Annotated in this window: 9 protein-coding genes; 8 read left to right on the forward strand and 1 reads right to left on the reverse strand. The window is 41.6% G+C overall.

Annotated features, from left to right (window positions below; genetic code table 11):
* The first annotated feature begins 137 nt into the window (after window positions 1-137).
* The 8 genes from murD (at window position 138) to HMPREF9078_RS02665 (ending at window position 9,865) form a co-directional block, all read left to right on the forward strand.
* The gene (gene murD / locus HMPREF9078_RS02630) at window positions 138-1,472 is read left to right on the forward strand and encodes a UDP-N-acetylmuramoyl-L-alanine--D-glutamate ligase (protein ID WP_009419184.1); all 1,335 of its coding nucleotides are present in this window, start codon (window positions 138-140) and stop codon (window positions 1,470-1,472) included.
* A gap of 2 nt (window positions 1,473-1,474) precedes the next feature.
* Window positions 1,475-2,707, forward strand: coding sequence for an FtsW/RodA/SpoVE family cell cycle protein (locus tag HMPREF9078_RS02635; RefSeq protein WP_009419185.1), 1,233 nt, complete (start codon window positions 1,475-1,477; stop codon window positions 2,705-2,707).
* A gap of 25 nt (window positions 2,708-2,732) precedes the next feature.
* Window positions 2,733-3,764, forward strand: coding sequence for a ferrochelatase (gene hemH, locus HMPREF9078_RS02640; RefSeq protein WP_009419186.1), 1,032 nt, complete (start codon window positions 2,733-2,735; stop codon window positions 3,762-3,764).
* Window positions 3,765-3,849: 85 nt separating this feature from the next.
* Complete coding sequence (locus HMPREF9078_RS02645; protein ID WP_009419187.1) at window positions 3,850-4,395, forward strand: CopD family protein; 546 nt, start codon at window positions 3,850-3,852, stop codon at window positions 4,393-4,395.
* A 175-nt stretch (window positions 4,396-4,570) separates the two neighbouring features.
* Window positions 4,571-6,280 carry a 1-deoxy-D-xylulose-5-phosphate synthase gene (locus HMPREF9078_RS02650; RefSeq protein ID WP_009419188.1) on the forward strand — a complete coding sequence of 570 codons (1,710 nt, stop codon included), beginning with the start codon at window positions 4,571-4,573 and terminating at the stop codon, window positions 6,278-6,280.
* 541 nt (window positions 6,281-6,821) lie between these two features.
* Entirely contained in the window at window positions 6,822-7,841 is a 1,020-nt protein-coding gene (locus HMPREF9078_RS02655; RefSeq protein WP_009419190.1) for a DUF3078 domain-containing protein, read from the forward strand.
* Window positions 7,842-7,844: 3 nt separating this feature from the next.
* Window positions 7,845-8,438: a thymidine kinase gene (locus HMPREF9078_RS02660; RefSeq protein ID WP_009417664.1), complete on the forward strand. Its 594-nt coding sequence runs from the start codon at window positions 7,845-7,847 to the stop codon at window positions 8,436-8,438.
* A gap of 143 nt (window positions 8,439-8,581) precedes the next feature.
* On the forward strand, window positions 8,582-9,865 hold the full coding sequence (locus HMPREF9078_RS02665) for an MFS transporter (RefSeq protein WP_009419192.1): 1,284 nt from the start codon (window positions 8,582-8,584) through the stop codon (window positions 9,863-9,865).
* 112 nt (window positions 9,866-9,977) lie between these two features.
* Here the strand turns inward: HMPREF9078_RS02665 and HMPREF9078_RS02670 are convergent, their stop codons facing one another.
* On the reverse strand, window positions 9,978-11,420 hold the full coding sequence (locus HMPREF9078_RS02670) for an arylsulfatase (RefSeq protein WP_009419193.1): 1,443 nt from the start codon (window positions 11,418-11,420) through the stop codon (window positions 9,978-9,980).
* Between the last annotated feature and the right edge of the window lie 271 nt (window positions 11,421-11,691).

Raw genomic sequence — 11,691 nt, forward strand, 5'->3', positions numbered from 1 at the left:
TTCTCATTTCCTCATTTTCTCATTTCCTCATTTCTGTCATTATTTATTTTTTTTTCGCTTTCTCCCTTGCTAATTCCCTTTTGTTTTGTACCTTTGCCCAAAAATAATAAGCACCTCAACAAAACGAGGTTTTATCAATGAAACGTTTAGTAATATTAGGAGGTGGTGAAAGTGGTGTAGGAACTGCCATTCTCGGTAAACAAAAAGGCTGGGAAGTATTCCTTTCCGATAAAGGCTCCCTAAAACCTCACTACCGCGAAACCCTTAACAAAGAAGGCATTCAGTGGGAAGAAGGCACACACACCGAAGAGAAAATTCTCTCAGCCGATGTGATTATGAAAAGCCCAGGTATCCCCGATAAAGCACCTATCATCAAAAAAGCCCACGAAAAAGGCATTGCTGTGATTTCTGAAATAGAATTTGCAAGCCAATATACCGATAGCCTCATTGTAGGCATCACGGGTAGTAATGGTAAAACCACTACCACCTTGCTCACTTATCACATTTTCAAAGAAGCGGGATTGCAAGTGGGACTTGGCGGAAACATAGGTTATAGCTTCGCCGAATTAGTAGCTACCGAAAATCCTCCGTATTATGTACTCGAAATCAGTAGTTTTCAGTTAGACGGCATAGAGCATTTCGCCCCCCATATCGCCGTGTTGCTTAACATAACTCCTGACCATCTGGATAGGTACGACTATAAGTTCGAAAACTATATCAACTCTAAATTCCGTATTGCGATGAACCAAACTGAAAATGATTACCTTATCTATGATGCCGACGACGAGGTAATTACACAGTGGCTCAGTACCCATACTATAAAATCTAAACTTATACCTTTTTCTATAGAGAAAGAACTCCCACAAGGAGCTTTCCTAAAAGACAATAAAATATACATTATGTTAGAGAATCAAACTACTGAAATCGACGTTGAAGAAATTAGCCTTCGTGGCAAGCACAACATTAAAAATACAATGGCAGCAAGTGTAGCTGCCCGCTTGGTAAATATCCGCAACAACTCATTGCGCGAAAGTCTCAAAGGGTTTAAAGGTGCTCCTCACCGCCTCGAAGAGGTGAAAGTAGTAGAAGGCGTTACTTACGTAAACGACTCTAAAGCTACTAACGTAAATTCAGTATACTACGCTCTCGACACCATTAAAACTCCTATCGTGTGGATAGTTGGCGGACAAGACAAAGGCAACGACTATAACTCTCTTTTGCCTTATATACACGAAAAAGTAAGAGCTATTGTATGTCTCGGAGTCGATAATTCCCCTATTATTCAATCGTTTCACAACACAATAGGCACGCTTGTCGAAACCCGCTCAATGGACGAAGCTGTAAAATTAGCACAAGGTTTTGCTCAAGAAGGCGATACAGTACTATTATCCCCCGCTTGCGCCAGCTTCGACCTCTTTAAAAACTACGAAGAACGCGGAGACCTCTTTAAAGCAGCCGTTCAGAAACTGTAATAATGCGCGAATGGATAGCCTCACATATCAAAGGCGACAAAACCCTTTGGGCGCTCATACTCGTCTTTACCCTCTTCTCCTTCTTGGCGGTGTACAGCACCAGTACCAACCTAGTGTATGTAGTGGGTAAGGGTACTCCTTTTGGCTACCTCATCAAGCACTTAGTGTTTGTAGGGGTTGGCTATCTCACTCTTTATATCGTACATCGTACACCTTATCGTTTTTTCCGTCCTGCTTCTAAACTGGGGCTCATCTTAGCGGTGCTCCTGCTCATCTTTGCAAACCTTTCAGGGAGCACCATCGAAGGGGCAAACGCCAGTCGATGGCTCAGCGTAGGGGGTTTCTCCTTTCAGCCCTCCACCTTCGCAATGGTAATGCTGATGGCTTATGTAGCTTCTTATTTAGCTAAAAACTACGGCAAAAAACTCTCTTTCAAAGAAACTATCTTACCCCTGTGGATACCCGTAGGAGTGATTGCAGCCTTAGTGCTTCTTTCTAACCTATCCACCGCAATGCTAATCCTCAGCTCAGTGCTGATGCTCACTTTCTTGGGTCGTTTCCCAATGAAACATATCTTTTCAGCTATAGGCATTGCAATTGTTTTCCTTGCACTTTTCTTATTAGTAGTAAAAGCCTTCCCCGAAGCTTTCCCCAATAGGGTAGATACTTGGATGAGCCGTATCGAATCGTTTATGGGAGGCGAGGACAACAAAGAAGGCTATCAGATAGAACGTTCCAAAATGGCTATTGCCAAAGGAGGTATAATGGGACAAGGAGCAGGTAAAAGCACAATGAAAAACTTCCTCCCCCAAAGTTCCTCCGACTTTATTTATGCTATCATCACCGAAGAATATGGCTCATTAGGAGCTATCGTTATAATGGTGCTTTACATACTATTGCTCATTCGCATTGTAGTCATCTCACAAAAAGCACCTACCCTCTACGGACAGTTATTAGTATTAGGCTTAGGTTTCCCAATACTCTTGCAAGCTATCATTAATATGGGAGTAGCGGTAGAACTCTTTCCCGTAACGGGGCAGAACCTACCTCTCATCAGTAGTGGGGGTACATCACTATGGATGACGTGCTTAGCCTTAGGGTGTATTCTCTCCGTAAGTGCTCAAAAGCGCAAAGACGGTAAGATGGAGAAAGACAAACCCGAAGCCGACGTAGAGGAAGAACTCGCTGAAAGCGCTCTCAGACAAATGAAAAATGCGAACCGCACAGGCAATTAATTTTTAACTTTTCACTTAACTAAAAATGCCCAAAGGAGTATTACTCGTAAATTTAGGATCACCCGATTCCTTTGCAATAAAAGACATTAAACGATATCTAAAAGAATTTTTAATGGACGAACGCGTCATCGACCTGCCTTACCTATTGCGCTATGCTTTGGTACACGGGGTTATTCTCAATACGCGTCCACCTAAAACCAGTAAAGCCTATCAAAAAATATGGTGGAGCGAAGGTTCTCCGCTCATTGTCATTAGTCGTTGGCTTACTGAAAAAGTACAGCGTAAAGTCTCTGTACCCGTAGTATTAGCTATGCGCTATGGCAACCCAAATATCGCCAATGCACTAAAAGAATTACACAGCAAAGGAGTTGATGAAGTACTCCTCATTCCTCTTTATCCTCAATACGCAATGGCTACTACCGAAACCATTGAAGTCCTCACCGAAAAACTCATCAAAGCCTCTTATCCTAATATGCACCTCACCAAGTTTCCTGCTTTCTTCCATCGCCCCGAGTATATCGAGGCTTTAGCGCAGGTAGTACGCGCTCATTTAGGGACAGCTCCTTTCGACCATTTGCTCTTTTCTTATCACGGTGTACCCGAGCGCCATCTCTACAAAACCACACCTACCTCTGCACACAAACACATTGTAGAAGGTGTAACTTGTTGCGACCCTTACAGCGAAGAAGGAAGGCACTGCTACCGCAGTCATTGTTTTGAGACTACTCGCTTATTGGCAGAAAAGCTGGGATTAGAAAAAGGAAAATACTCACAAGCGTTTCAATCGCGTTTGGGAAAGGATAAGTGGATTACCCCTTTCACTTCCAATAAAATTATAGAACTTGCCCGAAATGGTGTAAAGAAATTAGCAGTCATCGCTCCTGCCTTTGTCGCCGATTGCGTAGAAACTCTCGAAGAAATAGAAATAGTAGGAGGTAAATCTTTCCGCAAAAATGGTGGCGAAAATTTTAAAATGATTCCCTGCCTCAACGACTCCGACCTGTGGGTACAAGCTCTCTCCTCTTGGATTAATGAAGAGACAAGAGATGAAAGATAAGATTAAAACTTTTCGGACGACTTCTTTTTTTATTTTAGCTAATTAATTCCTATCTTTGTAATCTGAAACGCTTAAAATATTTCTAATGACCGATTACCTTATTGCTAAAAGCATACATATCATCTTTATAGTGAGCTATTTCGCAGGGCTCTTTTATATGGTGCGACTATTTATCTATCACACCGAAGCCTTGGAAAAAGATGACCCCGAACGCTCAATTCTCCACAAACAATTCAGTTTTATGGAAGAGCGCTTGTGGAACATCATTACCGTGCCAGCACTGGTGCTGATGACTCTTAGCGGACTCTATATGCTATACGACGGTGGCGAGTGGACGCTTATTAAACAAGGATGGTTTCACGTCAAACTGCTATTCGTCGTCTTTTTGTTTGTATATCATTACTATTCTTGGCGCATAATGAAACGACTCCAAGCGGGGCGCGCCTCTCTTACTTCGGTACAACTGCGAATGCTCAACGAAGTAGCGACAATTATCCTCTTTGTAGTGATATTCGCCGTGATACTAAAAGGCTTATTCATCACCTATTGGTATTTTTCTTTAATAGCTTTTGTAGTAATGGGAGCTCTGATAATGTTGGTAGTGAAATTGGTCAATAAAGGAAAGAATTAGCAAATTTGAAAATTAACAAATTAGCCAATGAGTGCGTCGCGAACTTAGCCAAAGTTTCAAACACAAGCTACACTTCTTTTCTAATTGTTTGATTTGAATAGATTTGTTTGATTTCTAAGGCATAAACCTTATCCTTTTTAATTTCTTTGTTGAATTTCTATAGCGTAAGCTTAATATGCAACAACTAAAAAATACTCCTATAACCTCTCTTCCTGCTCTGGCGCAACAAATCCGCAACCGCATTATAGAGGTTATTGCTACACGAGGTGGACACTTAGGTGCAAGTCTCGGAGTGGTAGAGCTTACTATTGCATTGCACTATGTGTTCGATACTCCTCACGATATACTAGTATGGGACGTAGGGCACCAGTGTTATGCTCATAAAATCCTCACCGATAGAAACGAGGATTTTACACATATACGTGAGCGTGGGGGTATCAGTGGTTTTCCTAAACGTGCAGAAAGTCAGTACGATGCTTTTGGCACCGGACACTCGTCTACCTCTCTTTCCACTGTCTTGGGTATGGCAATGGCATCGGCTTTGGCAGGCGATAAAGAGCAACAACATATAGCCGTGATAGGCGATGCTTCTATTGTGAGTGGTATGGCTTTCGAGGCTCTGAACTATGCAGGCACCACCGATGCCAATATGCTCATTATACTGAACGACAATGCAATGGCTATCGACCCCACCGTAGGAGCGTTCTCTCATTACCTTGCCCAACTGAAAACCGAACACGCTACCCGCAGTGCTTTTTTTAATGCTTTGGGGATTACCTACAAAGGCGTAGTAGACGGGCACAACCTCACCGAGCTCATCACGGCACTCAAAGCCGAAAAGCAAGCCTGTGGAGTGCGTCTCTTGCACATAGTCACCACCAAAGGTAAAGGATATCCCAAAGCCGAAGCCTCACAAGTGCTCTTTCATTCCCCTTCACAATTCGATAAAATCACAGGCAACCCTCTGCCTGAAAACTCTGCTCTCCCTGCTAAATATCAAGACGTAGTAGGGCAAACCCTCACCGAACTCGCCCAGCAGAACCCCAAGATAGTTGTCATCACCCCTGCGATGAGTAGTGGTAGCGGACTCACAGCTATGCAAAAGGCATTCCCCGATAGGGTAATGGACGTCGGTATTGCCGAACAACACGCGGTTACCTTTGCTGCCGGTTGGGCTACACAAGGTTTTATACCTTACTGTGTGGTGTATTCCACATTTTTACAGCGCGCTTACGACCAGCTTATCCACGATGTAGCCCTCCAAAACCTGCCTGTAGTATTCTGTATAGACCGTGCAGGACTTGTAGGCGAAGACGGTGCCACCCATCACGGAGTGTTTGATATGGCATTCTTGCGCCCTATTCCTAACCTCATTATCGCTTCACCGCGTAATGCTACCGAGTTGCGCAATTTGCTCTATACCGCTCAGCAATCGCTCGAGCACCCCTTTGCCATTCGTTATCCTCGTGGTCGTTGTGCACAAACCGATTGGCAACAACCTTTTCAACAGCTAATTATAGGCAAAGGCGAACTGCTAAAAGAAGGTAGCGAGATAGCCGTACTCACCATTGGCGCCATTGCCGAAAATGTTGAACAACAGCTCACTCAAACTGCTGAAACCGAAAAATATGCCCATTACGATGCCCGTTTTCTCAAACCTTTGGACGAGGCGATGCTACATCATATCTTCCGTTCTTATAAGAAAGTAATCACAGTAGAAGAAGGAAGCACAGGCGGTTTAGGCAGTGCCGTAGCCGAATTTGCTACCCAGCACAGCTATACCACTCCGCTGAAAATCATCACCCTTCCTGATAGTTTTATTCCTCACGGCAAAGTAGAGACGCTCAAAGAAGAGTTTTTGAAAATTAGAGATTTAGCAGATTGACAAAATAAGCCAATGTGTGAAAGAACAAAAACTGCTTTTTCTTCAGCCATTTCACGTTTTTAACACTTTTTCCTCAACAGTTTTAAAAGCCCTTTCTTCCTATTGACATTCAACTAACTAACACCTTTCCTTCGTCTTAGGTTCGTCTTTTCTTCGTCTTAGGTTCGCTCTTCCTTCGGTTAAGCTTCGGTGAAGAGATAAGTATGATAAATCTTTTATTTAACTGAATAATAACATTTTAACTCTTTTTACGGTGTAAGAGACTAAGTTGTATTTTTCTTTTTAATAATTGAAAAAAATACATACATTTAACAAACATTAAGATTTTTTCAGCAATCTGTCAAGCTTCCAATTTTCTAATCTGATAATTACTTCTCCTTCTATACCTCTACCCTACTATTATATTTTCATTACGCTTTGTCTGTCAAGTATCCAACAGCTATATTCATTCCATTTTACATTTATTAGTTCATTTGCTAATTGCCAAATTAGCAAATTATCATTACCTTTGCACCCTGAAATATTTAGCACGATTCTCTGTATGAAAAAACTCATTGTTCTACTGTTTCTTACCTCCTTTACCGCTTTTGGGCAAGTGCGCAAAGCAAGAACGTACGAAGCCCCTGTAAAGTCCGATACGGTAAAGGTAATGAAAGATACCGAAGCGTTAAAGTTCACTTTCAACCGTTTTAAATTAGCACAACAAAAATGGTTCAAATTCAATCAAGTGAGCCTTAATATGAGCGAGGTAGCTTTTTCTAATTGGAGTGCAGGAGGAGAAAGTTCTATTTCGGGGATATTTAATGCCAAATTCCGTCGCCGTTATACCGAACGCACTTTCTTTTGGGACAACGAATTAGAAATCAACTACGGTATTAACGCTCAAAAAGGGCGCGAAGTGCGCAAGACCGACGATAAACTCTCACTCATCTCATCGTTTGGCTATCGAGGCGACTCACAGTCGTTTTGGTATTACACGGCACGCTATCAGTTTCTTTCACAAATCAGCAACGGGTACAATTATCCCGATGTAGAAAAGCCTATCTCCAAATTCTTTGCCCCTGCTTATATCACCTTTGGTTTGGGTACTGAATATGCTCCTTCAAAGATAAAATTCAGTATTTTCCTTTCGCCTATCACGCTTAAAACTACTGCTGTACTCGACCAACGTTTAGCCGATGAAGGTGCTTTCGGGGTAGAAAGAGCCCAGCGTGCTCCTGACGGTACTATTCTGAGGAAAGGTAAGCGTACCCATAACGAACTGGGTTTTTCAGTGTCCGGTCGCTGGGACAAGAAAGTGATGGAGAATATGATACTCAATACTTCCTTCAACTTCTATGGCGATTACCTTAAAAACTTCGGAAATATAGATGTGGATTGGGAAACTAATCTCAACTTGAAGGTAAATAGCTACGTGCAAGCGCGTATAGGGGTGCATATCAAATACGACGACGATGTGAAGTTTTATTCGTACAAAGCACCTAATGGTGAAGTGCACAACTATGGCGCACGCACTCAGTTCAAGCAAGTATTAGGAGTAGGAGTACTATATACTTTTTAAGTGATGTTTTTAGAGAATACAGTAAACGACAACGAAAAGACAGGCTGGATAGAAGTAATATGCGGGTCGATGTTCTCAGGCAAAACCGAAGAACTGATTCGCCGATTACGTCGTGCCCAATTTGCAAAACAGAAGGTAGAGATATTTAAACCCAGTTTCGACACGCGTTATGATGATACCAATATCGTATCGCACAACGCCAATGAAATTCCTTCTACTCCCGTAGAAGCCGCCGCCAGCATTATGCTTCTTGCCGATGGTTGCGATGTGGTGGGTATAGACGAAGCACAGTTTTTCGACGACGAGATAGTACACGTGTGCAATGAGCTCGCCAATCGCGGGGTACGTGTAATCGTAGCAGGACTCGATATGGACTATAAAGGAAAGCCTTTCGGACCTATGCCCTTCTTGATGGCTACTGCCGAGTATGTTACTAAGGTACACGCTGTTTGTACGCGTACCGGCAACCTCGCCAATTATAGTTTTCGCAAAGTTTCTAACGACCAGCAACGCTTGTTAGGAGAAGCCGATAGCTATGAGCCTCTCAGTCGCGCTGCCTTCTATAAAGCAATGAATGCTAAGAAAACAAAAGAATAATAACCGCACTTAAAGTACTTAATTGATAAGTTATTTTGGTATATTTAGGGTATTTTCAAACTTGCTAATCTGCTAACTTGCCAATTTGTAATTATTTTGTACTTTTGTCTGATTTTTAAAATGAAGTAATATAAACAACCATTATGAAAAAGAAAAATCCTATTACTTGGGTGCCTACCACCTATTTCGCTATGGGGCTTCCCTTTGTGATGCTTTCATTAGTTTTTCCTATTATCTTCAAAGGATTAGGTATTCCTGACGACCAGAACGCTTTTTGGACTTCTTTACTCATCTTACCTTGGTCATTAAAACCTATTATCAGTGTAATAATGGAGCTCTATGGTACTAAAAAACAATATATTGTCATTACCGAATTAGTATCAGCAGCTTTATTCGGTTGTATTGTCTTTTCGTTACCTCTGCCTAATTTTTTCACTGTGTGTTTAGCCTTATTAGGGGTGATTGCCCTTAGCGGTTCTACTCACGATATTGCAGGTGACGGAATGTATATGGAACAATTGGACACAGCTACCCAAAGTGTATATTCTGGCTGGCAAGGTGCTTTCTACAACTTAGCAAAAGTGCTTGCCAATGGTGGTCTTATCTTCTTAGCAGGTTGGCTCGTAAAAGCAAAAGGTATGAGTGTAATTGCTTCTTGGCAACTGATTCTTAGCATTTGTGCTGCTATTTTAGGTCTCGTAGGTCTATATCACCTTTATGCTTTGCCAAAAGATACTAAACCTCAGCAAGCCGGTGATTTTAATGTAAAAATGAAAGAACTATGGGGTATTTTTGTAGCTTTCTTCCGAAAGAAATATATTTTTTATTATTTGTTTTTTATATTCTTATACCGTTTTGCAGAAGGGTTAGCAATGAAGATAGCTCCTCTTTTCCTCATTGCTAAAACTGATAAAGGAGGCTTAGGGCTCACCGAACAAGAATATGGCTTAGTATACGGTACTGCGGGAGTTATTGCTTTTATTGTAGGCTCTATTTCAGCTGGCTATTTTGTCTCTCGTGTAGGGTTGCGCAAAGCTCTTTTCACTTTGGCGTGTGCTTTTAATATTCCATTTGTAGTGTATCTACTTTTTGCTTATTTCTTGCCCTCTCACTTACCTACTATCGCTTTGGGAATTGTAGGTGAGTACTTTGGTTATGGCTTCGGTTTTGTAGGTCTTACCCTCTTTATGATGCAACAAATAGCTCCTGGTAAATACCAAATGGCTCACTATGCTTTCGCCAATAGCCTGATGAACTTAGGAGTGATGGTTCCTGGTATGATTAGTGGTTTTCTAAGTAAATATTTAGGATATCAACACTTCTTCTTATTGGTAATGATTTGCACTATTCCTGCACTATTAATCACTTGGAAAGTGCCTTTTACTTATGACTCCAAGCAGAATAAAATAGATGAAAAAGCTCATTAAACCTACTTCTTAGAGCATTTTTAAAGTCTATAATACTTATACTTAAAAGCCTTTACCTAAATACTGATTAGGTAAAGGCTTTTAAGTTATCTTTCTTCCTCCTTAGTATGTTTTATTTCTTTGCCTCCCAATCAAAAGGAAAGAGCTCTGAGCGCGTATGGCTTTGTTCCATAAATCGCTCTATTTTCTTCACTATCTTAGGATATTTCTCGGCGAGGTTGTGCTGTTCAGCAGGGTCAGTAGTAAGGTCGTACAACTCAATAGGAGCCTTTTTATCTTTATTCACGTTTAGGCGTACTCCTTTCCAGTTTTTATAACGCACTGCTTGTCTACCTCCCATTTCGTGAAACTCCCAATAAAGGTATTTATGCTGTTGCTGTTGTTTCTTCCCTAAAAGCGTAGGTAAAAACGACACCTGATGTCTATTAGGCACATACTTCTGATGCGTAATCTCAGCAAAGGTAGGCATCATATCCCAAAAAGCCCCTATGTGGTCGCTTACGCTACCTGCCTTTATCTTGCCTTTCCAATACACAATGTAAGGGGTACGTATACCGCCTTCGTACAAGTCGCGTTTAATACCCCTCAATCCTGCTGAGGAGTTGAAGAACTTAGGGTCAGCACCACCTTCGCGATGTGCCCCATTGTCGCTCGCAAAGATAATAATGGTATCCTCATCAAGCCCTTTAACTTTAAGGAGCTTGCGTATTTCTCCCAAATATTTGTCTAACCGACTCACCATAGCCGCATAAGTGGCATAAGTGTGCAGTTGCGACATATAACCTGCCCAGCCAAAAGGTTTAGGAGTAATCTTGTCGTAATCCACCCCTTGATAAGGTTTCTCGGGGAGATATTCGTACGAAGCGTAAATACTGTCGTGAGGCACTACCAATTCGGCGTGTGGGAGTGTATAAGTAAGCCACATAAAGAAAGGCTTTTCAGCTGTTTGTTTGCCTATATAATCCAATATTTTTTCTTGTATGAGGTCTTCGCCATAAACCTCTTGGCGCTCATAATTTCCGTTTTCGGGAATGAGCACCTTTTCATTGTCGTGCCACAAGAAAGCAGGATAACGGCGATGAGCGCGGAACTGCGAGTTATAACCAAAAAAAGTATCAAACCCTTGTTTTAGCGGATTCCCTTCGGAAGGAACGATACCTAAACCCCATTTACCAAAACAACCCGTATTATAGCCTGCTTTCTTAAAAAGTTGTGCTACCGATGGGTCGTTAGCAAGTAAAGGTGCTTGCCCATCTACTGGCTCACGCACTTCTTCATTACCGCGTATGTGCGTTTCACCTGTAGTTTGTCCTGTAATAAACGAAGCGCGAGAGGGCGCACACACAGATGTACCCGTGTAAAACTGAGTAAACTTCATTCCTTCATCAGCGAGTTTGCTGAGTTGGGGTGTTTTGATAATTTGCTGACCGTAGGGCTCTATATCGCCGTAACCTAAATCGTCAGCCAAAATAAAGATAACATTAGGAAGTTTTTCTTGCGCCTTGACTCCTATGGTGCATAAGGAAGCTAAAAGGCTGAATAGTAAATATTTCATAATAGTTAATGATGAGTTATAAATGGTTAATCATTAATGGGACAAAGATACAAAACAATTTACAATTAGCAATAAAATAGACTATCAAACTCACATTAATCAACGTTAATCCAATATGATCATCACCACAACTCCCCTTGCGTCTCTATTGTCCCTCTCCCGCAAGCCTCTTCTAAACATCTAATAACTCCGCTTTGGTCGCTACACCACCCCATTTTCTCATTTCCAAATTTACTAATGTCATATCCTGAAATAGGTTTACACTAAAAAC

This window comes from Capnocytophaga sp. oral taxon 380 str. F0488, assembly GCF_000318255.2.
GTDB classification, from domain to species: Bacteria; Bacteroidota; Bacteroidia; order Flavobacteriales; family Flavobacteriaceae; genus Capnocytophaga; species Capnocytophaga ochracea.